Raw genomic sequence first — 22,273 nt, 5'->3', positions numbered from 1 at the left:
CGTTATTCGTAGCCGAAGGAGCGAACCCGTGCTTCGTCATCGGCCCAACCGGAACGCACCTTGACCCAGAGCTCGATGAAGACCTTGGCATCGGCCAGCTTCTCCAGCTCGACGCGGGTCTCCATGCCGATGCGCTTGATGCGCTCGCCCTTGTCGCCGATCACCATCGCCTTGTGGCCGTCGCGCTCGACCACGATGGTTGCGGCGATGCGCAGAAGGCGCTTCTGGCCTTTTTTCTGCGGCGGTTCTTCCTCGAACTTGTCGATGATCACGGTCGAGGTGTAGGGCAACTCGTCGCCCGTGAGGCGGAAGAGTTTCTCGCGCACCAGTTCACCCGCCAGGAACTTCTCGCTGCGGTCGGTGAGCTCGTCTTCGCCATAGAACCACGGCTGCTCGGGCAGGTATTTCTCGCAGATGCCGAACACCCGCTCGACATCTTTCGCGTTCTTGGCGGACATCGGCACGAATTCGGCGAAGGCGTGCTTGCCCTGCATTTGCTGCAGCCACGGGGCGATGTCGCCGCGGCGATGGATGTTGTCGAGCTTGTTGGCGAGCAGCACCGTCGGGATGCCCTTGCCGAGCAGCTTGAGCACGCGCGCGTCGGCCGGCGTGAAGCTGCCGGCCTCGACCACGAACAGGATCAGGTCGACGTCGCCGACGGCGCCCTGCACCGTCTTGTTGAGCGACTTGTTGAGCGCATTGGCATGCAGCGTCTGGAAACCGGGCGTGTCGACGAACACGAACTGCGTCGCGCCCAACGTGCGCATGCCGGTGATGCGGTGCCGCGTGGTCTGCGCTTTGCGCGACGTGATGCTGATCTTCTGGCCGACCAGCGCATTGAGCAGCGTCGACTTGCCCACGTTGGGTTTGCCGACGATCGCGATCAGGCCGCAATGTTGGGGACCGATCGGGCCGGCAGCGATCGCTGCATCGGCAAGCGGCGCTGCGGAAGGGATGGCATCGTCTGGATTCGTCATGGGGCTTGTTTCGGGCTTCGGCTTTTCAATTGGATGAGCATGGCGGCGGCGGCGGCCTGCTCTCCGGCACGGCGCGAACCGCCGATGCCGCGTTCTCTGAGCGCCAGCTCCGTCACTTCGCACTCCACCTCGAACGTCTGTTTGTGCGCTGCGCCGACCGTGCCGGCGACGCGGTAGACCGGCAGCTTCATTTTGTGGCCCTGCAGCCATTCCTGCAATTCGGTCTTCGGATCTTTGGCGGCCGCGTCCATGCGCGGGTTCATTTCGACGTCTTCGTAGAGCCGGTGAACCAGCGCCTGCGCGGCCGCGTAGTCCGCGTCGAGGTAGACCGCCCCGATCAGCGCCTCGAGCGCGTCGGCCAGAATCGACGGCCGGGCAGAACCGCCCGATCGCGACTCGCCCTCACCCAGTCGCAGCAGCGTCGGCAGCCCGAGCCTGAGCGCCAACTGATGCAAGGTTTCCTGCTTCACGAGGTTGGCGCGCACGCGCGAGAGGTCGCCCTCGGGCAGCGTGCCGAGGCGCACGAAGAGCAGATGCGACACCGCGAGATTCAGGACCGAATCGCCGAGGAATTCAAGGCGTTCGTTGTGGTCCGATGAAAAACTGCGGTGCGTGAGCGCCTGCTGGAGCAGGCGGGCGTCGCCAAAGCTGTGCTGCAGGCGCGCCTGGAGCGCCGCAAGGCCACCGTTCACGGTGTTCAGCGCGACTGGCCCTTGTACTTCATGGTGAGGAAGGCGGGGCCGAAAAGATGGATTTCGCGCTCGTAGGCGTAGGCGACGACGACCTTGTCGCCGACCTTTTGCACGTCCAGGTCCTTGCCGCTCAGCTTGAAGTCGTCGATGGCCTGCGAGCGGTCGAAGATCGCGCGGACTTCGGGCACCGTGTTGCCTTCTTTCGCCTTGTTCGCGGCCTTGTCGATCGCCTGGTACTCGATCAAGGTCGGAATGACCTGCGCGGCGACCACGCCCACGCACGCCAGCACGATGGCGACGAACAGCAGTCCGATGAACGAAATGCCGCGCTGCTTGAATTGACTTGCCTTCATGCCCTCAGACCCCTCGAATGACTTGTTTTATTGGAATGCGCCGATGCGCTTGAAATTGCCGAAGTTCATCCAGATGAAGAACGCCCTGCCGACAATGTTCTTGTCCGGAACGAAGCCCCAGTAGCGTGAATCGAGCGAGTTGTCGCGGTTGTCGCCCATCATGAAGTAGCTCCCTTCAGGGACCTTGCACACCACGCCTTCGACACTGTAACGACAATTGTCACGATTTGGGAACGCCATGATCTCGGCTTCGGACAGGCCGGCACGGCGACTGTCGTCGTTGAGCAAATGGTGCTGCTTGCCCACGAGGTCCTCGTTGTATTGCTTGAGGTAGCGCATCGCTTCCTCGTCGAAATAGTCGGGAAGCGCGTCCTTGGGGACCGGCTTGCCGTTGATCGTGAGCTTCTTGTTGAGGTAGGCCACCTCGTCGCCCGGCACCCCGACCACGCGCTTGATGTAGTCCAGGCTCGGCTGCGGCGGATAGCGGAACACCATCACGTCGCCGCGCGCCGGTGGCGTGCCGTTTGTCAACTTGGTATTGATGACCGGCAGGCGCAGGCCGTAGGTGAATTTGTTGACCAGGATCAGGTCGCCGGTGAGCAGCGTCGGCATCATCGAGCCCGACGGGATCTTGAACGGCTCGAACAGGAACGAGCGCAGCAAGAAGACGGCCAGGATCACCGGGAACAAGCCCGCTGTCCAGTCGAGCCACCAGGGCTGCATGACCAGCCGTTCGCGCGCCTTCACGTCGACCGTGTCGACCTGCGTGATGCCCTTGTCGGCCAGGCGCGCATTGCGTTCGGCCAGCGACGCGTCGAGCGTTTGGGCCGCGCGACGGCGCTTGGGCAAAAAGTAGAAGCGCTCGGCCAGCCAGTAGATGCCGGTGACGACGGTGGCCAGGAACAGCAGCAGCGCGAAGTTGCCTTCGACCACGCCGAAATACCAGGCGCCGATGTAGCCGGCAAACGCCGCGAGGATCAGGGAGGTGAGGAATGCCATGGATTCAGTCTTCGACTTGCAGGATGGCAAGGAAGGCCTCTTGCGGGACCTCGACCGAGCCGATCTGCTTCATTCTTTTCTTGCCCGCTTTCTGCTTCTCGAGCAGCTTTTTCTTGCGGCTGATGTCACCGCCGTAGCACTTGGCGAGCACGTTCTTTCGGAGCGCTTTGATTGTCTCACGCGCGATGATGTTGACCCCGATGGCGGCCTGGATCGCGACGTCGAACATCTGGCGCGAAATGATCTCGCGCATCTTCGACACCACGGCGCGGCCGCGGTACACGCTCTGGCTGCGGTGCAACATGATCGACAGCGCATCGACCTTCTCGCCGTTGAGCAGAATGTCGACCTTCACCACCTCGGCCGAGCGGTACTCCTTGAACTCGTAGTCCATCGAGGCATAGCCCCGGCTGACGCTCTTGAGCTTGTCGAAGAAATCGAGCACGATTTCGGCCAGCGGCATCTCGTAGGTCAACACCACCTGGCGGCCCTTGTAGGCCATGTTCATTTGCACGCCGCGCTTCTGGTTGGCGAGCGTCATCACCACGCCCACGTACTCTTGTGGCATGTAGAGGTGCATCGTGACGATGGGTTCGCGGATCTCGGCGGTCTTGCCGATCTCGGGCATCTTGGACGGGTTTTCGACCATCAGGACGGTGCCGTCGTTCTTGACCACCTCGTAGACCACGCTCGGTGCGGTGGTGATCAGGTCCTGGTCGAACTCGCGCTCCAGTCGCTCCTGCACGATCTCCATGTGCAGCAGGCCGAGAAAGCCGCATCGAAAGCCGAAGCCCAGCGCCTGGCTGACCTCGGGCTCATAGTGCAGCGAAGCGTCGTTGAGCTTGAGTTTTTCAAGTGCGTCGCGCAGCGAGTCGTATTCGCTCGCTTCGGTCGGGTACAGCCCGGCGAACACCTGCGGCTGAATTTCCTTGAAACCCGGGAGCGCTTCGGTTGCGGTGGCTGCTGCGCCGCCGGTGCCGGGCTTGATCAGGGTGACCGTGTCGCCGACCTTGGCCGCCTGCAGTTCCTTGATGCCGGCGATGATGAAGCCCACCTCGCCCGCTTCCAGTGACTCGCGTTTTTCGGTGGCCGGCGTGAACACACCCAGGTTGTCGGCGTTGTACATCGCGCCGGACGCCATCATCTTGATGCGTTCACCCTTCACCAGTCGGCCGTCCACAACCCGCACCAGCATCACGACACCGACGTACGGATCGAACCAGCTGTCGATGATCATCGCGCGCAGCGCCGCATCGGGATTGCCACGCGGTGGCGGCACCTTGGCGACCACGGCTTCGAGGATGTCGTCGATGCCGATGCCGGTCTTGGCAGAACACAAAATCGCCTCGGTGGCGTCGATGCCGATCACGTCTTCGATTTCAGACCTGGCGTTGTCGGGGTCCGCGTTCGGCAAGTCGATCTTGTTCAGCACCGGCAGCACCTCGACGCCGAGATCGAGTGCCGTGTAGCAATTGGCCACCGTCTGCGCTTCGACACCTTGCGATGCATCGACCACGAGCAATGCGCCTTCGCACGCTGAGAGCGAGCGACTCACTTCATACGAGAAGTCGACATGCCCCGGTGTGTCGATCAGATTGAGGTTGTAGACCTGTCCATCGAGCGCTTTGTAGTGCAGCGCAGCGGTCTGCGCCTTGATGGTTATCCCACGCTCTTTCTCGATGTCCATCGAGTCCAAAACCTGCGCTTCCATCTGACGATCTTCGAGACCGCCGCAACGCTGGATCAAGCGGTCTGCGAGCGTCGACTTGCCGTGGTCGATGTGCGCAATGATCGAAAAGTTTCTGATGTGATTCATCAACGGGAACGCTTAAGTACTTGAATTGGCTGGTGCGCAGAAGGCGACAGGCAAGAAAAAAGGGCGCGTCTTACGGAGACGCGCCCTGAACCAACAAGCAATGGCAACTGCAGTAGTTGGAACTTCATTGTAGGCAAAAAGGAAAGGACGTACATCCGCAGAAGGGGTCGTGAAAGGTCGTTGCAGGTCAGCAACATGAAAGATATCAACAAGTTATCAACAGAATCGGTGGACTAAGTTCTGAACAACTTGTGGGTGATCTGTGGAGCACCGGTGGACTGCCTGTTGGAATACCGCATCGTGAAGGTGTCACGCCTGCTTATGTCACAAGTGATTGTCTGAACAGGCTCATTCTACCGAAAGTGGTCCTAAGCCTACCTATCAAGTTAGCATTCACCAACTAATCCATGGCTAAAGCGCCATTGAAAAAAACTGAAAGTCAGGCCTTTCAAGGCTTCAACTGTCTCAAAAAAGGCCCCAAACCCGACTACCGGGTGGGGCCACTTGACGGGATCCTCCGAATCAGCGTGCGGGTCGGATCAGTGCGTACTGTGCCCAATCGCCGCGCCTGAAGAGCACGCTGACCGGCTTGGCCTTGTCCGCCTTAGAGAGCACGCCATCGAATTCGCGCACGTTGGACACCTCGACGTTACTCACCGCCAGGATCACGTCGCCTTCGCGCAATCCAGCACGCGCAGCAGACTCGGTGGCGGCATCGATCTTCACGCCGCCCTTGAGCTTCAGTTCTTTTTTCTGTGCGTCCGTGAGATCGCTTAACGCGAGGCCCAGCGACTTCGCTGCGGCTGAAGCAGAAGGCTTCGGCACAGGCTCGTCGCGTTCGATGGTCTTGACCTGCTTTTCCGGCTCGATTTCCGCAATGGTGACTGTCAGCTCTTTCGATGCGCCGCGCCGAAACACCGTCAACGCGCTCTTGGTGCCAGGCTTCGTATTGCCGACCAGCCGCGGCAGGTCACTCGGCTTCTCGATGGCCTTGCCGTCGAATTTGGTGATGATGTCGCCCGCTTCGATGCCGGCCTTCTCGCCGGGCGAGCCGGCTTCGACGCCGCGCACCAGCGCCCCTTGCGCCTTGCCGAGTCCGATGGACTCGGCCACGTCCTTGGTGACCTGATCGATCTGCACGCCGATGCGACCGCGCGAGACGCGGCCCGTGGTGCGCAGCTGGTCGCTCACGCGAATCGCCTCGTCGATCGGGATCGAGAACGAGATGCCCATGAACCCGCCGGAACGCGAATAGATCTGGCTGTTGATGCCAACCACTTCGCCGCGCATGTTAATCAGCGGACCGCCCGAGTTTCCAGGGTTGATGGCCACATCGGTCTGGATGAAAGGGAGGTAGTCACCGGTGTCGCGCTGCTTGGCGCTCACGATGCCGGCCGTGACGGTGTTCTCGAGCCCGAACGGCGAGCCGATCGCCATCACCCATTCGCCGACGCGCAGTTTGGAGATGTCGCCGATCTTCACGGCGGGCAGCGCGGCGCCTTCGATCTTCACCACAGCAACGTCGGTGCGTTTGTCGGTGCCGATGATCTTTGCTTTGAACTCACGCTTGTCGGGCAAGGTGACCATCACTTCGGAAGCGCCTTCGACCACATGCGCATTGGTCATCACGTAGCCATCGGCCGTCAGGATAAAGCCGGAGCCCACGCCGCGCGGGCGCTCTTCTTCCTGCGGCTGCTGCGGCCGGTTCGGACGCGGCGTGGATTTCGGCGTGCCGGGTGCCCCCGGCAGCGGTTGTCCGAAAAATCGCCGGAAAAATTCCTGCATCTCCTCGTCCATCTCACCGTTGCCACTGCCGTTGCCGGCGCCGCGCTGCGCGACCTTTTCGACCGTGCGGATGTTGACCACCGACGGGCCGACCTGATCGACCAGATCGGTGAAATCCGGCAGCGTGCGCGTCTGCGCGTGCACCGCGGTCACCGGCATCAGCCCGCCCGTGGCCGCCACGGCCATGGTGCATGCGAGCAAACAGGAGCGGATCTTTTTTCCGTCGACTGGAAACATCATCAACATCTCTTTCTTAGAAAAAACCTGCTTCAACGACACGCGGCGACACGGCGCTCAGCGGGTACGGGCAAGCCGCAACGCAAATGCTTCGAGCGTCTGCGGCGGCACTTCGCCCACCGCCGTCAGCCACCAGTCGCCGGAAGGGTCCACCAGCCGACGTGTCATGGTGTGGGTGGCGCCGAGCGCCAGCAAAACTTCTTTGGGCTGCCGTTGCGCGTCATAGGGCTCGACGAACAGCGAGACGGTTGCAAGACCGTCCGTGAATGTCCATTGCATCGCATGCTCGCCGGACCCGGCGCCTCCCAGGGTGCGGCGGTAGCAGCTGGCCGGCTTGAAACCGTCCACCGGGTTCTTCAGGGTCCAGCCCTCGGCCTGCGGCGTGGTGCGATCGAGCTCGGATTTTTCGATTCGGTAGCCAGTGGTGTCGGCCATCATCTGAGACAAGGCTTGTACCTTGACCGGCGCGTCGAGCTGCAGCTCGGAGAACGCCGACTGCTCGACCACGCGACCTTCGCCATCGAGCGTCTGAAGTTTCACGACGAGCCCCGACCGGCGCTCGCTCCAGATGCGATACCCGAAGCGCAGCATGTCGCGCGGCACGAGATTCACCACATCGGCATCGAAACCGGCCACGCGGCCCTTGCCGAGCACACGCACGCTGTAAAAATCGTTGAGCGCAGAATCCGGTGTGCCGAGTAAGTTGGGGAACAATTCAAGACTGTCGCGCTTTTCGCTCTTCACCACCTTGGCATCGGGCAGGAAAGTCATCACGCGATCGTTGCGCCGGAAGGTGGAGCGCGGCGGACCGGAGAGCGCTTCGACGCGCTCCATTTGGAGGTCACCTTCGCACACATGCCAGATGCGCGCGCTCGACAGATCGCCGGTCGCCGCCGAGACCACGAACGTTCCGACATAGCTGCGCTGGCGGGAGGCCGAGTGCATGCGCTGCAACCACTCGACGACGCTCAGCGTGGGCGTATCGCCCAGCGGCGCCGACGGCGCGATAGCCATGCCTCCGCCTGGCGCACTGCGCGTTTGCGCCAATGCGAACTGCACCATGCACAGCGCGGCAAAGACGAGAGCGATCTTGCGAGCAGACATTGGCAGCGAAACAGTCATGCGGTCGGCCGGCTGCGCGTTCAGCGCGAAGGGGCTTCGAACGTCGCGTTGCGCAGGAAGCCAGAAGGCATCTGCGATGCACCGCCGACTTGCTGATGCGCTTCGAGCAATTCATCCAGCCGCGGATCGCGCAGCATTACTTGCGCCTCGGCACCCTTGCCCACCAGCACCCGGGTGGACGACAGCAGCGCGCTGGTCGGTGTCGGTGAACCGGCCACTGCGAGCACCGATCGCGAGGGGTCCTGGAGTCGCTGTTCCTGTTGCGCCAATTGCGCCCCGCTCGCGCCAGAACTCATACCGACCCACGTCCAGCCGATCGCTGCGGCCGCAGCCAACGAGGCCGCGCCGGCCACCAGCTTCCAACGAAATACCGGCTCGTTGGCCGCTTCAGCCACCGTCACCGGCGCCGGCGCGCTCGGGGCCGCGGATTGCGGGCGAATCTGTTCGGCCGCGAGCCGTTGCTGCAACTTCGACAGAAAGGCCGAGCCATCGCTGCAAGGCGCATGGCCGCCGGAGCGCAGCACATCGCCCACGACGTGATAGGTTCGCCAGGTCGCGCGCAGATCCGATTTTTCGCCCAACTGGCGCATCACCGCTGCGAATTCGTCGCCCTGCAACTGGCCGTCGGCCAACGCGGAAATTTGTTCGGGGATCGTGTTCATTTGATTCATTTCATTCACCTGCTTACCAGCGCTTGCCCGTCTGGTTGTCCAGCAACGGTTTGACCCGTGCCGAAATGGCCTCGCGCGCACGGAAAATCCGCGAACGCACCGTGCCGATCGGGCAATTCATGACCTCGGCGATCTCTTCGTAGCTCATGCCCTCGATCTCCCGCAACGTCACTGCCTGCCGCAATTCGGCCGGCAGCGCTTCCATCGCGGCCTCCACGGCACGCGCAATTTCGTTGGCAGCCAGGATGGTTTCAGGGGTCTCGTCGGTGGTTGGTTCGTTTCCGGGCCGGTAAGTTTCATCGTCGTCGTCCGAGCCGGGCCGCAGTGCGCTCTCGGAGACGGTGGGTCGCGCTTCATGTCGACCAGCGCCTTCTTGGCCGTATTGACGGCGATCCGGTACAGCCAGGTGTAGAACTGCGCGTCGCCGCGAAACTGGTGCAACGCGCGGTAAGCGCGAATGAAAGTCTCCTGCGCGATGTCTTCGACCAGATCGACATCACGAACCATGCGTCCGATCAGTCGCTCGATCCGCCTCTGGTATTTGATGACCAGCAGTTCGAACGCTTTCTGGTCGCCAGCGACGGTTCGCAGCACGAGTTGCAAATCGACCTCACCGGGCTTCGGCGGTGCCGAGGGGTCAATGGGCCCGATGTCGGACGGTGCGGGCGGCTGGATATCGCTCATGGCACCCCCGGCAAGGCGCGCTCGACGGCAGACGGTGCACGCGAATAAAGCGCTCGGCGCACGTCGTGCCATATTGCCGGCTGCGCACGACGCTCCAGCCAGAGCCAGCGGGCCGAAGCCCTCGGCACATCGAGCCGCACCAGAAGCAGCACCTGAAAATCAAGCACCACGATCGCATCTGCGATCTGTTGCGAAGGCTCGCCGGAAAGCGACCAGCGCTGGCCGTCGAATGCGAGGTTGGCCACCGGGGCCTTGATCAACGAACCCAAAGCCGCGGCGCCCGCCAGGACGGTGCTTGCGACCAACAGCAGCCCGCGCCATCCCACATGATCGAGTGAATAGCAGGCAGCGCCTGCGCAGCAGGCCCCCGCGGCCCAGATGAGTGCCAAAAGCCGGGTCGCATAGCGCGAACGCCCCACCGGATAAGTTACCGACGGGGCGCTGTGCATGAAAAGGAGGAAATCAAACGCGCTTGAACACCAGCGTGCCGTTGGTGCCGCCAAAGCCAAAGTTGTTCTTCACGGCCACATCGATCTTGAGGTCGCGCGCTTCGTTGGCGCAGTAGTCCAGGTCGCACTCCGGATCCTGGTTGAAGATGTTGATGGTCGGAGGACTCTTCTGGTGATGCAGCGCCAGCACGGTGAACACCGACTCGATGCCGCCGGCGCCGCCCAGCAGATGGCCGGTCATCGACTTGGTCGAATTCACGACCAGCTTCTTCGCGTGATCGCCGAACGCCAGCTTGACCGCATTGGTCTCGTTGACGTCGCCGATCTGCGTCGAGGTGCCGTGGGCGTTGAGATACTGCACCTGGTCGGCATTGACGCCGGCGTTGGCCAGCGCCATCGCCATCGAACGCCGCGGGCCGTCCACGTCGGGCGCGGTCATGTGGTACGCGTCGCCCGTGAGGCCGAAGCCGGAGACTTCCGCGTAGATCTTGGCACCGCGCGCCTTGGCGCGTTCGTACTCTTCGAGCACCAGCACGCCGGCGCCCTCGCCCAGGACGAAGCCGTCACGGTCCTTGTCCCACGGACGCGACGCCGCGGCCGGATCGTCGTTGCGGGTACTCAACGCCCGTGGCGCGGTGAAGCCGCCGATGCCCAGCGGAGAGATGGTGGACTCGGCACCTCCAGCGATCATCACGTCGGCGTCGCCGTACTCGATCATGCGCGCCGACATCCCGATGGCATGCAGACCCGTCGTGCAGGCAGTCACGACCGCGATGTTCGGGCCCTTGAAGCCGAACTTGATCGACACGTGACCCGAGATCATGTTGATGATCGACGCCGGCACGAAGAAAGGCGAGATGCGGCGTGGGCCGCGACTCGTGTATTCGCCGTGCGTGGCTTCGATCATCGGCAGACCGCCAATGCCCGAGCCAATGTTGCAGCCGATGCGAATGGCATCTTCATAGGACAGGTCGTCGCCGATCGGCAACCCGCTGTCCTGCACCGCCTGGATAGCGGCGGCAAAGCCCAGATGAATGAAGCGGTCCATGTGACGCGCTTCCTTCTCCGAGATGTATTGAGTGATGTCGAAACCCTTGACCTCACCGGCGAACTTGCAAGCGAAGGCGCTTGCGTCGAACGCAGTGATGTTCGCAATGCCCGATTTCCCGGCCAACAGGTTGGCCCAAGATTCGGACACCGTGTTACCGACAGGAGCGATGCAACCGAGCCCGGTCACGACGACGCGGCGTTTGGTCATGCCGGCAAACCTTTCTGGGAGAGCGCCGGGCCTGCAGGAGGCAGTGGCCCGGCCGGCCGATCAGGCCTTTTGATTCTTGGTGGCGTAGTCGACGGCGTTTTGCACCGTGGTGATCTTCTCTGCGTCTTCGTCCGGGATCTCGATGCCGAACTCGTCTTCGAGTGCCATCACGAGTTCGACCGTGTCGAGGGAGTCGGCACCGAGGTCGGCCACGAAAGCCTTTTCATTGGTGACTTGGGACTCTTCCACGCCGAGTTGTTCGGCAATGATTTTCTTGACACGTGCTTCGATATCGCTCATTTGATTCCCTCTGGGGGTTGTAAGTAATCGGTTGATTTTAGCCGGGCGGATTGTGGCATTTGCCCACAACCACAGGAAAGCCCGTCCGGGAAAAGATTGCGCCTTGCAGGCTACATGTGCATGCCGCCGTTGACGTGCAGTTCCTGCCCCGTCACATAAGCGGCCTGCGGGGATGCGAGGTACGCCACCGCGTGCGCGATGTCTGCCGGCTTGCCCAGATGACCCAAGGGGATCTGCTGGAGCAGCGCCTGCTGCTGGGCTTCAGGCAGGCTGGCGGTCATGTCGGTTTCGATGAAGCCGGGCGCCACGCAATTCACGGTGATGTTGCGGCTGCCCAGTTCACGCGCCAGGGCGCGCGTCATGCCTGCGACACCGGCTTTCGCTGCGGCGTAGTTGGCCTGGCCTGCGTTGCCCGACGCCCCCACGACGCTCGTGATGCTGATGATGCGGCCGTAGCGCTGCTTCATCATCGGCCGGATCACGGCCCGCGACAAACGGAACACTGCGCTGAGGTTGGTCTCGAGCACGGCACCCCAGTCGTCGTCCTTCATCCGCATCGCCAGGTTGTCGCGTGTGATGCCGGCGTTGTTCACCAGCACGTGAATGGCGCCATACGCTTTCACGATCTCGTCGATCAATGCGTCGACGGCAGCGCCATCGTTGACATTGAGCGCGCGACCGCGGCCATCGAACGCACTGAGGGCCGTGGTGATTTTCGCGGCGCCCTCGTCGGTGGTGCCGGTGCCGATGACCTTGAGCCCGCGCTGCGCCAGTTCGAGCGCGATCGCCGCGCCGATGCCGCGCGATGCGCCGGTCACCAGGGCGACCTGGCCTTCAAATTTGGGGATGCTCATGTCGGGTCTGCTGAATGTGTGATGTGGCGTCAGGCGGCGAGCGCTTGCCGGGCTTCAGCGAGCGTCGCCGGATCGTAGACCGAGGCAGCCGTCACCTCGGGGGCGATGCGCTTGACCATGCCGGCCAGCACCTTGCCGGGTCCGCACTCGATGATGGCCTCGACACCGCGGGCTTTCAGTGCCTGAACGGTTTCGACCCAACGCACCGGGCCGGCGGCCTGCCGCACCAGCGCATCGCGAATGCGCTCGGGGGCGCTTTCGATCGCGACATCGATGTTGTTGACAAGCGGGATGTGAGGTGCCGCCAGCGCGGTCGATGCGAGTTTTCCTCGCAACGCCTCGGCCGCCGGCTTCATCAGGCTCGAATGGAAAGGCGCCGACACCGGCAGCGGCAATGCACGCTTGGCGCCGTTGGCCTTGAGCACTTCGCACGCCTTTTCGACGGCGGCCTTGCTGCCCGCGATCACGGTCTGCATCGGCTCGTTGAAATTGACGGCTTCGACGACTTCACCACTGCTCGCGCCGAACGAAGCCGTCACTTCGCCGCAGCCAGCGATTACTTTCAAGGCGTCCATGCCGAGGATCGCGGCCATCGCGCCCGTGCCGACCGGCACGGCCTTCTGCATCGCATCCGCCCGGAACCGCACGAGAGGCGCAGCCTGCGCCAATGTCAGGACGCCGGAGGCGACGAGCGCCGAGTATTCGCCCAGCGAATGGCCGGCCACCACCGATGGCGTCGCGCCGCCCTCGGCCTGCCAGGCGCGCCAGGCAGCGACACCCGCCACCAGCATCACGGGCTGGGTGTTGGTCGTGAGGCCCAGCGCCTCCTTCGGACCGTCCTTGATCAGTGCCGCCAGATCCTGGTCGAGCGCATCCGAGGCTTCGCGAACGGTTTCGCGCACGGCTGGATGGTCGCCCCAGGCGTCGAGCATGCCGACGGCCTGCGAGCCTTGTCCGGGGAAAACAAATGCGAAGGATTTCATTGTTTTGTCTCCTGTCACGCCGCAGCCCGCATGCAGACTGCGCAGCGCGCTACAAAGTCAATAGCACCGCACCCCAGGTGAAGCCGCCGCCCACGCCTTCGAGCATGACGGTGTCGCCCTTCTTGACCTGGCCGGCGCGCACCGCTTCGTCCAGCGCCAGCGGGATCGAGGCGGCCGAAGTGTTGCCGTGTTCATGCACGGTCACGATCAGCTTCTCGCGCGGCAGCTTCAGCTTCTTCGCCGTGCCTTCCATGATGCGGATGTTGGCCTGGTGCGGAATGAGCCAGTCGATGTCGGCCTCGGTCTTGCCTGCCTTGGCGAGCGTGGTGCGGGCCGCTTCTTCGAGCACCCGGACCGCCAGCTTGAACACGGCCTGCCCATCCATGTGCAGCAGCGGCGTGCCGAGCACGTTGCCGCCCGATACGTGCCCGGGCACACACAGGATGCCGACATATTTGCCGTCCGCATGAAGATCGCTGGCCAAAATGCCAGGCTTTTCGCTCGCTTCGAGCACCACGGCACCGGCTCCGTCGCCGAACAGCACGCAGGTCGTGCGGTCGTTGAAATCGAGGATGCGCGAAAAAACTTCTGCACCGATCACCAGCGCGCACTTCGCCGAACCGGTCTTGATCATGGCGTCCGCGACCGTCAACGCATAAACGAAACCGCTACAGACCGCCTGCACGTCGAAAGCCGGACAGCCGGCGATGCCGAGCTTGTGCTGAAGAATGGCGGCCGACGACGGGAAAACCATGTCGGGCGTCGACGTGGCGACGATGATCAGATCGACATCGATCGCACTGCGACCAGCGGCTTCGAGCGCTTTTTTGGCCGCTTCGACACCGAGGTCGCTGCTGTTCGCTTCAGGCGCGGCGAAATGACGGGCATGAATCCCGGTGCGCTCGATGATCCACTGGTCCGAGGTTTCAATGCCACGGGCTGCCAGATCTTTGGCGAGGTCGTCGTTGGTCACCCGGCGCGGTGGCAGGTAACTGCCGGTGCCGGTGATGCGGGAATAAGGTGTCATCAAGCGTGAAGCGCCGCGGCGTCGACCGGCGCCGCCGATTCCTGCCGCGCAAGCAACGGCGCGGCGTGGGCGATGCGGGCCCGAACGCGTTCGAGCAGGTTGTTGCGAGCGGCATCATAAGCGCGATCCAGTGCGTGCCCGAACGCCACTTCGTCGGCCGAACCGTGGCTTTTGAACACCAACCCACGAAGCCCCAGCAACGCAGCGCCGTTATACCGACGGTGGTCCAGACGATTTTTAAATGCTTTTAAAACCGGATAGGCGACAACTGCCGCAGCTTTCGTCCAGATGCTTCGCGAGAATTCGATTCGAATGAACTCACCGATCATGGAAGCCACGCCTTCGCTGGCCTTGAGCGCGACGTTGCCGACGAAGCCATCGCACACGACGATGTCCGTCGTGCCCTTGTAAATATCGTTGCCTTCGACATTGCCATAGAAGTTCAAATCCTGCGAGTTACCGGCCGTACGCAGCAATTGACTCGCTTTTTTGATGACTTCACTGCCTTTGATCGCCTCTTCACCCACATTGAGCAAACCGACCGTCGGGGACTCGTTGCCCGTCAACGCAGAGACCAGCGCCGACCCAAGCACCGCAAACTGCAGCAGGTCTTCAGCGTCGCAATCGATGTTGGCGCCCAGGTCGAGCACGGTGGTTGCGCCGCCCTTGATGTTGGGCAGCTGTGGCGCGATGGCCGGACGATCGATGCCGTCCATCGTCTTGAGCAGGTAGCGCGCGATCGCCATCAATGCGCCGGTGTTCCCGGCGGAAATGGCAGCTTGGGCCGCGCCGTCCTTGACCTGCTGGATGGCGACTCGCATTGAAGAGTCTTTTTTCTTCCGCAGCGCTATTTCGACCGGGTCGTCCATGCCCACCACTTCGCTCGCGCCGATCACGGTCGCACGCGGGTGGGAAAAACTCGACAGCGCGGCTGGCATGCCGACCATGAGCAGGGCCGAATCGGGATGACGTTCGAGGAACGCGCGACAGGCCGCAAGCGTGACGCGCGGCCCGTGGTCGCCCCCCATGCAATCGACGGCAAGCGTGATCACAGACGAACGAGCAGGAGATTCAGAAGGCGTAGCCATCAAAACAAAGGCCCGACGCTACGGCGAAAGTAGCTTCGGGCCTTGGCCTTGGTCTGAAAAATCAGGCTTCGGACTTGTTTTTGAGCACCTGGCGGCCGCGGTAGAAACCGTTCGGGCTGATGTGGTGACGCAGATGCGTCTCGCCAGTGGTCGGCTCCACGGCGATGCCGGGAACGACCAGAGCGTTGTGCGAGCGGTGCATGCCGCGCTTGGAAGGCGACTTCTTGTTTTGCTGGACGGCCATGATGGCTCCTGGACTGTTGAGTGAGTGACTGGATGCGGGCCAGATTGTCGAACACAGGAACGACATGATCAACGACCCAATGAGAGGGACCGCTGGCGGCGCGCGCGAAGCCCATGATTATAGCCCAGCCTCCGCCGTTGCGCCAGTTGCCTACTCCGGCTTCTTAGAGCGGAGCGCGCCGAGCACGGCAAAGGGGTTGGGTTTGGCGGCTTCCGACGCGTCGAAATCGGCGTCCGCCGCGGAGAGCTGTACGGGAACCGGACACACGTCGTGCACCGGCGTCAGCGGCACTTCCATCAGCAACTCATCTTCGATCAGGTCGCGCAGATCGAAGTCGCGCGCCAGGACGAGCAGATCTTCTTCCGCGTCGTCGTCTTCGGCTTCTGCCGTCGTCTCGTCCGCCACGAAGCGAAAAAAGCGATCCACCACCAGCGGCACGGCCACCGGCGTGAGGCAGCGCTGGCACACCATCGGCACGGTAGCGTCAGCGGAAAGATGCATCCACGGTGTCGCGGTGCCGGCCGAGCCGGGACGCTCCTCGCCAACCGCTTCCCAGCGCACGCTGGTCTCGTCGGTCGCCGATTCAGCCAGTTCGGCCGCCAGGCGGGCGTAGTCGGCGACCGGATCGTCGCCTGTCAGTATGGCGCCTTCGGCGGCAAAGGTGCTCACGTCGAGCCGGTGGGGGGCAAATTCTCTCGTCATCCCTGCCAGTCTAGCGCTCCCGCACAATCACGGCCCATGCAACGTACCCTGATTCTGGCCTCGACCTCCCGCTACCGCCGCGAGCTGATGGACCGGCTCCGCTTGCCCTTCGAAGTGCATGCACCCGAGGTCGACGAAACCGCCCTCCCCGGTGAAGCCCCGCGCGCGCTTGCCATGCGCCTCGCGCTGGAAAAAGCCCATGCGGTCGCCGCGCGATTTCCGGACGCGGTGGTGATCGGCTCCGATCAGGTGGCCGACCTCGCGGGTGTCGCGCTCGGAAAACCGGGCGATCACGATCGGGCCACCGAACAACTGCGCCGCATGCGCGGCCAGACGCTGGTGTTCCAGACGGCCGTTGCCGTGGTTTGCCATGCCGCGCAGTTCGCGCAACACGACATCGCGCCAGTGCGCGTCGTGTTCCGCGACCTCACGGACGACGCGATCGAGCGCTATCTGCGCGCCGAGCAGCCCTACGACTGTGCCGGCAGCGCCAAGAGCGAAGGCCTCGGCATCGCGCTGCTCGACGCGATCGACAGCGACGACCCAAGCGCGTTGGTCGGACTCCCCTTGATCCGCACCTGCCGCATGCTGCGTGCCGCGGGCATCGAACTGCTATGAACAAGGGCAAGCTCTTTCTCGTGCCGGCGCCGCTGGATTTCGGCTGCGACGTCCAGGCGCCCTTGCAAGACGCCCTGCCCCTCGGCACGCTGCAGACCGCAGCCGGCATCACGCACTGGATCTGCGAGAACGCCAAGTCGGCGCGCGCCTATCTGAAACGCATCGACGCCGTGACGCCCCTTGCAGCGCCACTGCAAGCGCAGCACATCCAGGAACTGCCGCGCGAAGTGCACAAGAAAGGCGATCACGCCGGACACTTCGACGCGCGCCCCCTGCTGGCCGCCGCGCTCGAGGGGCACGACATGGGTTTGCTGAGCGAAGCCGGCATGCCGGCGGTCGCCGACCCGGGGTCATCCGTGGCCAAAGCTGCGCACGAGCTGGGCCTGACCGTGGTGCCGCTGACCGGTCCGGTGTCGCTTTTGCTAGCGTTGGCGGCCAGCGGCCTGAACGGGCAGAACTTCGCCTTCGTCGGCTATCTGCCGCAGGACGCCGACGCACGCAACCAGCGCATTCGTGAACTCGAGGCGCTCGCCCTGAAAACCGGGCAGACCCAACTTTTTATCGAGACGCCCTACCGCAACGTCGCCCTGCTGCAAGCCCTGACGCAAACCTTGCAGCACAACACCCGTCTGGCCGTCGCGCGCGGGCTGACCCTCGCCAACGCGAACGTGCGCAGCGAGACGGTCAAAGGGTGGCGCGCCGGCAAGCCTGCCTCCGTCGACGAGCGGCTCCCGGCCGTGTTTGCGATCGGCCGCTGACGATGGGCATCCACGTTCCTGCGCTGGCCGCCATTTCTCCTGCCAACCGATGGGCCACCCGCGCCCAGTTTTTTTGCTCCGGTCTCATCTTCGCGACCTGGGGTGTGCATGTGCCGACGGTCAAGGCGCACTACGGGTTGGACGAGGCGCAACTGGGCCTGGCGATGCTGGCGGCCGGCTTCGGTGCGTTGCTCGGCATCACACGCGCCAGCCGCTGGATCGGCCGTTTCGGCGCGCGTCGGGTGGCGGGTGGCACCGGGACGTTCTATGCGTTGCTGATTGCGCTGCTCATCCTGATGCCGGGCTATTGGGCGTTGCTGTCGCTGCTGGCCGTGTTCGGCATGGTCACCAGCGTGTTCGACGTCGCCATCAACACCGAAGCAGCTCAACTCGAGTCGCGCCAGGGCATTCCGTTGATGAGCGGCATGCACGGCATGTTCAGCCTCGGCGGGATGGCCGGCGCCGTCAGCGGTGGCGCCGCACTCGCCGCCGGGCTGGGCCCGCAACGGCACCTCCTCCTGGTCGCGATCGTGATGGCCGGGGCCGTCGCCTGGTCGTCGACCCGCATGCTGCCGAAAATCGACGCTTCATCGACCGAGTCCGACGAGGGTTTTCGCCTGCCGCGCGGCGCACTCGTGGTGATGGGCGTGCTGGCCGCCTTGGGGCTGATCGCGGAGGGCGCGATCTACGACTGGAGCGTGCTCTATCTGCAGCAGGAACTCGGCGCACCACAGCAGCAGGCCGCGCTCGCCTACGCGAGCTTCTCGGCCGCGATGGCCGCCGCACGTTTCGGGGGTGACGCCTTGCGCGCCCGCTTTGCGCCCGCCGCCCTTTTACGCACGAGTGCGCTGCTGGCAGCCGCTTCGATGACGTTGGTGCTGTGGGCCAAAGCGCCATGGTTGGCACTCGTCGGGTTCGCAGGGGTGGGCGTGGGTTTCGCCAACGTGGTGCCGATTTTGTTTGCGGCGTCGGCCCGGGTTCCCGGCGTCGAACCGGCACGCGGCATTGCGGCGGTGTCGGCGGCGGCCTATCTCGGCTTCATGGTCGGGCCGCCGGTGATCGGCCTGCTGGCGCGGGTCAGTTCGCTGACCGCGGCGCTTTGTGTGGTGGTGGCGTTCGCCATCGCGCTGGCCGCGTCGTCGCGCTACGCCAGCGCCCGCTGAAGCGCCAGGCGCGCGTCAGCGCAGGGCCGGCACGCTGCGCAGCGCGCGAATCGAAGCGTCACCCATGGCGGCGCCGAACTTCTTGGCCAGTTTCTCGGCCACGTTGTCGCGGCGCGTGTAGTCGATGACCTCCTCGGCCTTGACCACTTCGCGTGCCACGTAGTCGACATTGCCGAACTGGTCGGCCAGGCCGAGCTCGATCGCTTGCTGGCCACTCCAGAACAAGCCGCTGAACAGGCCGGGCGTGTTCAGCTTCAAGCGGTCGCCGCGGCCGGTCTTGACCACGTTGATGAACTGATCGTGGATCTGGTCGATCATTTGCTGCGCGTGCGCTTTCTGGGCCTCGTTCATCGGGCTGAACGGGTCCAGAAAACCCTTGTTCTCGCCCGAGATGATGAGCCGCCGCTCGACGCCCAGTTTTTCCATGGTGCCGGTGAAGCCGAAGCCGTCCATGAGCACCCCGATGCTGCCGACGATGCTCGCCTTGTCGACGTAAATCTTGTCCGTTGCCGCGGCGATGTAGTACGCGGCGGAGGCGCAGGTCTCTTCGACCACGGCGTACACCGGCTTGTTGTATTTGGCCTTCAGGCGCTTGATTTCGTCGTTGATGATGCCGGCCTGCACCGGACTGCCGCCAGGCGAGTTGATCAACAGCACGACGGCCTTGGCGCCCTCGTCTTCGAACGCGGTCTTCATGGCCGCGACCACGAATTCCGCGCTGGCATCGGCACCGTTGGCGATTTCGCCCTTGATCTCGACGACCGCCGTGTGCGCGGTGGTCTTTGCCGTGGTGGGCGTGGCACGCGACATCGCGAACCAGACCAGGAAGATGAAAAACGCCAGCCAGCTGAGCCGCACGAAGGTCTTCCAGCGACGCGTCGCCTTCTGCTCGCGCAAAGACGCGAACGCGAGTTTTTCGAGCGTGGCGCGCTCCCAACCCGCGGTCTGCGTGGGGTCGCCTTTTCCCGTCTTTTTCGTGTCGGTGGAGGAAGGCGTGGCGGTCGCTGCACGCTCAAAAGGCTCAAAGCCCTCGGGCTCTGTGCGGTTCGGGTCGGTCATGGGAATCGGCTCAGAAAGCCAGGGGTTGGAGGTTCCATTCAGTATGCCAGCGCACTACGCCGTCTCGCTCGCTGAGGGTGATCTTGACGAGGCCACCACGGCACGGGCCGCCTGCACATTCACCGGTGTCGGGCCTGTAGACCGCGCCATGCGTGGCGCAGAGCAACCACTGGCCGGTGTCATCGAAAAAGCGGTCGGGCTGGAAATCCATTTCCATCGCCACATGGCTGCAGCGATTGAGAAACGCGTGCGGCTGGCCTTCGAAACGAATGGCGAAGGCGCGGCACGTCTCGCCGCTGTAGACCACATCGAAGGGAACGGCCAAGCCGCCTTCCTGAAGGTCGTCGGCGTTGCACAGGGAAATCGGGGCGCTCGGGGTATCGCTCATCTCGCGCTTTCAGGCGTTGTCGCGCAGCCAGTCACCCAGGCTGTCGATCGAATGCGCGACGAACAGCGGTTTCAACACATCGAAGGCTTCGGGCTCGTGCGCGCCATAGCTGACGCCCACGCTGGCGCAACCGGCGTTGAGGGCGAGCTGCAGGTCGTGCGTGGTGTCGCCGATCATCAAGGTTCGTTCGGCCGGCACATCGAGCTCTTCCATCAATTCGAGCAGCATGCGGGGATGCGGCTTGCCGAAGGTCTCGTCGGCGGTGCGCGAGGCGTCGAAGCGGTCGCGCAACGCGACTGTCGACAGCGCATCGTCGAGTCCGCGACGCGACTTGCCGGTGGCCACGGCCAGCTTGTGGCCCCGTGCACGCAGGGCATCGAGCATGGGCAGCACACCGTCGAACAACACGAGGTCGTCCTGATGCTGAAGGTAGTGATAGCGATAGCGCGAACCCAGCTCAGCGTACTTCTCCTTGGGCACGTCCGGGGCCGCGCGCGCCAGGGCCTCCGCCAGGCCGAGGCCGATCACCCAGGCGGCGTCGGTTTCGCTGGGTCTGGCACCGCCGACATCAACCACAGCCGCCTGGATGCAGCGAGCGATGAGGCGCGTGGAGTCGTAGAGCGTGCCGTCCCAGTCGAAAGCGATCAGGTCGAAACGGCGGGGTCTGGTGTCAGTCATGGGCAGAGGGTGTCGGAAGTTGGGCGAGCGCTGCGAGGGCAGCGGGCGGCATCAGCGCGAGCAGCTCGGGCGGCAGGTCGGCTTGCAGCGCGATGCGCTGGCCGCTCGCGGGATGGGTGAATTGAAGGCGCCAGGCATGCAGGAACATGCGCTTGAGGCCAAGCTTCTGCAAGGCACGCTGGCGCCCGGACTCACCGTATTTGTCGTCGCCCGCGATCGCATGGCCCGCCGATGCCAGGTGGACCCGAATCTGGTGGGTGCGCCCGGTCTTGATGGTCACGGCGAGCAGCGTCAGCGGTGAGGCATCGCCGTGCAGCGCGACGCGCGCAAGCACGCGCACCAGCGTGACAGCGTGCATTGCGTCGGGATGGTCCTTGGGCACGACCCGCACGCGGCGCTCGCCCTCCGGCAACAGGTATTTGGCGAGCGAGGAATCCAGCACTTTCTTGTTAGCGGGCCAGGCGCCTTCGACCAGTGCCAGATAGGTCTTGCCGGTTTCACGCTCGCGAAACTGGTCCTGCAGCGCGAGCAGCGCGCTGCGCTTCCTGGCGACCAGCAGGATGCCGGAGGTCTCGCGGTCGAGCCGGTGCACGAGCTCCAGGAATTTGGCGGCCGGCCGCGCGGTGCGCAATTGTTCGATCACGCCGAAGCTCACGCCGCTCCCGCCATGCACGGCGACGCCAGCCGGTTTGTCGATGGCGAGCAGCGCGTCGTCTTCGAGGAGCACCGGGAATTCGCGCGGCGGCGCCGGCGGCGTGGCGCCTTCTTCAGCGCGCGTCGAGATGCGCACCGGCGGCAGCCGAAGCACATCCCCGGCCTCGACACGGGTCTCGGCCTGCGCGCGCCCCTTGTTGATGCGCACCTCGCCCGACCGGATGATCCGGTAGACGTGGGTCTTGGGCACGCCCTTGAGATGGCGGAAAAGGAAGTTGTCGAGCCGCTGACCCGCCGATTCCGCATCGACCGTCATGGACTGCACCGAAGCATGCGATGAGCCAACTTCGGCCGCAGGAGACGCGGACTTCGCACCTATAATGTTTTTCACCAGCGCGGTCATGTAAGTGCTTGATTAGACAGAAGTTTAGAGCACTGACACCCGCACTGTGAGGTCGATGCCGCTTTGGCGTTGAGCCCGCGAACCCCGCGCAGTTGCGCGAAGTGGCAGGCACGACGTTCGAGTCAAGCCGACGCCCACGAAACACCGATACGGAATACCCAGCAGACCGCCCTCCAGTGGTCTGCGGATCGAAGCGAGCCCATTGTGTTGATGCTGCTGATTCATATATGCCTGCGCTGGCCCACCTGGCTGTTGCCAGCGGCCTCCGGCATCGAATCGCCCGCAGCGCGCGCCACCATTGCGCAACACGC

At 63.8% G+C, this 22,273-nt stretch carries 24 protein-coding genes and 1 pseudogene; 3 read left to right on the top strand and 22 right to left on the bottom strand.

From position 1 onward, the window contains the following. Positions 1-2: 2 nt before the first annotated feature. The 18 genes and pseudogenes from era to AX767_RS15050 all read right to left on the bottom strand — a co-directional run bounded on the left by era (position 3) and on the right by AX767_RS15050 (position 16,241). On the bottom strand, positions 3-977 hold the full coding sequence (gene era / locus AX767_RS15135) for a GTPase Era (RefSeq protein ID WP_068632091.1): 975 nt from the start codon (positions 975-977) through the stop codon (positions 3-5). Beyond that, entirely contained in the window at positions 974-1,669 is a 696-nt protein-coding gene (gene rnc, locus AX767_RS15130; RefSeq protein WP_068632090.1) for a ribonuclease III, read from the bottom strand. Before rnc ends, era begins: the two co-directional genes overlap by 4 nt. 5 nt (positions 1,670-1,674) lie before the next feature. After that, a complete protein-coding gene (locus AX767_RS15125; RefSeq protein WP_068632089.1) occupies positions 1,675-2,022 on the bottom strand; it encodes a DUF4845 domain-containing protein in 348 nt (115 codons plus the stop codon). Between the two features lie 27 nt (positions 2,023-2,049). Continuing rightward, complete coding sequence (gene lepB / locus AX767_RS15120) at positions 2,050-3,021, bottom strand: signal peptidase I (protein WP_068632088.1); 972 nt, start codon at positions 3,019-3,021, stop codon at positions 2,050-2,052. A 4-nt stretch (positions 3,022-3,025) separates the two neighbouring features. After that, positions 3,026-4,837: a translation elongation factor 4 gene (gene lepA, locus AX767_RS15115; protein ID WP_068632087.1), complete on the bottom strand. Its 1,812-nt coding sequence runs from the start codon at positions 4,835-4,837 to the stop codon at positions 3,026-3,028. A gap of 522 nt (positions 4,838-5,359) precedes the next feature. After that, on the bottom strand, positions 5,360-6,862 hold the full coding sequence (locus tag AX767_RS15110; RefSeq protein WP_068633749.1) for a DegQ family serine endoprotease: 1,503 nt from the start codon (positions 6,860-6,862) through the stop codon (positions 5,360-5,362). Between the two features lie 54 nt (positions 6,863-6,916). Continuing rightward, positions 6,917-7,981 carry a MucB/RseB C-terminal domain-containing protein gene (locus tag AX767_RS15105; RefSeq protein ID WP_068632086.1) on the bottom strand — a complete coding sequence of 355 codons (1,065 nt, stop codon included), beginning with the start codon at positions 7,979-7,981 and terminating at the stop codon, positions 6,917-6,919. Between the two features lie 20 nt (positions 7,982-8,001). Further along, on the bottom strand, positions 8,002-8,643 hold the full coding sequence (locus AX767_RS15100) for a sigma-E factor negative regulatory protein (RefSeq protein WP_335338832.1): 642 nt from the start codon (positions 8,641-8,643) through the stop codon (positions 8,002-8,004). A 22-nt stretch (positions 8,644-8,665) separates the two neighbouring features. Further along, positions 8,666-9,336: pseudogene (gene rpoE, locus AX767_RS15095) on the bottom strand (RNA polymerase sigma factor RpoE). Then, the gene (locus AX767_RS15090; protein WP_068632084.1) at positions 9,333-9,785 is read right to left on the bottom strand and encodes a hypothetical protein; all 453 of its coding nucleotides are present in this window, start codon (positions 9,783-9,785) and stop codon (positions 9,333-9,335) included. The pseudogene rpoE and the gene AX767_RS15090 overlap by 4 nt, the downstream one beginning before the upstream one ends. Positions 9,786-9,798: 13 nt before the next feature. Continuing rightward, a complete protein-coding gene (gene fabF, locus AX767_RS15085; RefSeq protein WP_068632083.1) occupies positions 9,799-11,043 on the bottom strand; it encodes a beta-ketoacyl-ACP synthase II in 1,245 nt (414 codons plus the stop codon). Positions 11,044-11,103: 60 nt separating this feature from the next. After that, positions 11,104-11,343, bottom strand: coding sequence for an acyl carrier protein (acpP, locus tag AX767_RS15080; RefSeq protein WP_007830471.1), 240 nt, complete (start codon positions 11,341-11,343; stop codon positions 11,104-11,106). Between the two features lie 110 nt (positions 11,344-11,453). Continuing rightward, positions 11,454-12,197 carry a 3-oxoacyl-ACP reductase FabG gene (gene fabG, locus AX767_RS15075; RefSeq protein ID WP_068632082.1) on the bottom strand — a complete coding sequence of 248 codons (744 nt, stop codon included), beginning with the start codon at positions 12,195-12,197 and terminating at the stop codon, positions 11,454-11,456. 29 nt (positions 12,198-12,226) lie between these two features. Next, a complete protein-coding gene (fabD, locus tag AX767_RS15070; RefSeq protein WP_068632081.1) occupies positions 12,227-13,180 on the bottom strand; it encodes an ACP S-malonyltransferase in 954 nt (317 codons plus the stop codon). Positions 13,181-13,229: 49 nt separating this feature from the next. Further along, positions 13,230-14,207, bottom strand: coding sequence for a beta-ketoacyl-ACP synthase III (locus AX767_RS15065; RefSeq protein ID WP_068632080.1), 978 nt, complete (start codon positions 14,205-14,207; stop codon positions 13,230-13,232). Further along, complete coding sequence (gene plsX, locus AX767_RS15060; protein WP_068632079.1) at positions 14,207-15,259, bottom strand: phosphate acyltransferase PlsX; 1,053 nt, start codon at positions 15,257-15,259, stop codon at positions 14,207-14,209. Before plsX ends, AX767_RS15065 begins: the two co-directional genes overlap by 1 nt. Before the next feature lie 97 nt (positions 15,260-15,356). After that, a complete protein-coding gene (rpmF, locus tag AX767_RS15055; RefSeq protein WP_007830466.1) occupies positions 15,357-15,539 on the bottom strand; it encodes a 50S ribosomal protein L32 in 183 nt (60 codons plus the stop codon). 150 nt (positions 15,540-15,689) lie between these two features. After that, positions 15,690-16,241 (bottom strand): YceD family protein, encoded by a 552-nt coding sequence (locus tag AX767_RS15050; protein ID WP_068632078.1) that lies wholly within the window; start codon positions 16,239-16,241, stop codon positions 15,690-15,692. 36 nt (positions 16,242-16,277) lie between these two features. Here AX767_RS15050 and AX767_RS15045 point away from each other — a divergent pair, with 36 nt between their 5' ends. From AX767_RS15045 to AX767_RS15035, 3 genes are read left to right on the top strand one after another with little or no spacing between them, the layout of a single operon-like run. Then, on the top strand, positions 16,278-16,859 hold the full coding sequence (locus AX767_RS15045) for a Maf family protein (protein ID WP_068632077.1): 582 nt from the start codon (positions 16,278-16,280) through the stop codon (positions 16,857-16,859). After that, positions 16,856-17,617, top strand: coding sequence for an SAM-dependent methyltransferase (locus AX767_RS15040; protein ID WP_068632076.1), 762 nt, complete (start codon positions 16,856-16,858; stop codon positions 17,615-17,617). The genes AX767_RS15045 and AX767_RS15040 overlap by 4 nt, the downstream gene beginning before the upstream one ends. Positions 17,618-17,619: 2 nt before the next feature. Then, the gene (locus AX767_RS15035; protein WP_068632075.1) at positions 17,620-18,780 is read left to right on the top strand and encodes an MFS transporter; all 1,161 of its coding nucleotides are present in this window, start codon (positions 17,620-17,622) and stop codon (positions 18,778-18,780) included. Positions 18,781-18,795: 15 nt separating this feature from the next. Here AX767_RS15035 and AX767_RS15030 read toward each other — a convergent pair whose 3' ends face one another. The 4 genes from AX767_RS15030 to AX767_RS15015 are packed head-to-tail and all read right to left on the bottom strand — an operon-like array spanning position 18,796 to position 21,950. Then, positions 18,796-19,839 (bottom strand): S49 family peptidase, encoded by a 1,044-nt coding sequence (locus tag AX767_RS15030; protein ID WP_068632074.1) that lies wholly within the window; start codon positions 19,837-19,839, stop codon positions 18,796-18,798. A 10-nt stretch (positions 19,840-19,849) separates the two neighbouring features. After that, the gene (locus AX767_RS15025; RefSeq protein ID WP_068632073.1) at positions 19,850-20,227 is read right to left on the bottom strand and encodes a Rieske (2Fe-2S) protein; all 378 of its coding nucleotides are present in this window, start codon (positions 20,225-20,227) and stop codon (positions 19,850-19,852) included. A 9-nt stretch (positions 20,228-20,236) separates the two neighbouring features. Next, positions 20,237-20,905, bottom strand: coding sequence for an HAD-IA family hydrolase (locus tag AX767_RS15020; RefSeq protein ID WP_068632072.1), 669 nt, complete (start codon positions 20,903-20,905; stop codon positions 20,237-20,239). Next, the gene (locus tag AX767_RS15015) at positions 20,898-21,950 is read right to left on the bottom strand and encodes an RluA family pseudouridine synthase (protein WP_068633747.1); all 1,053 of its coding nucleotides are present in this window, start codon (positions 21,948-21,950) and stop codon (positions 20,898-20,900) included. Before AX767_RS15015 ends, AX767_RS15020 begins: the two co-directional genes overlap by 8 nt. Positions 21,951-22,273 lie beyond the last annotated feature (323 nt).

This window comes from Variovorax sp. PAMC 28711 (genome assembly GCF_001577265.1).
In the GTDB taxonomy this organism is placed as follows: Bacteria; Pseudomonadota; Gammaproteobacteria; order Burkholderiales; family Burkholderiaceae_C; genus Variovorax.
Note: the sequence above shows the minus strand (reverse complement) of the source record. Positions and strands in the feature narration are given on the sequence as shown.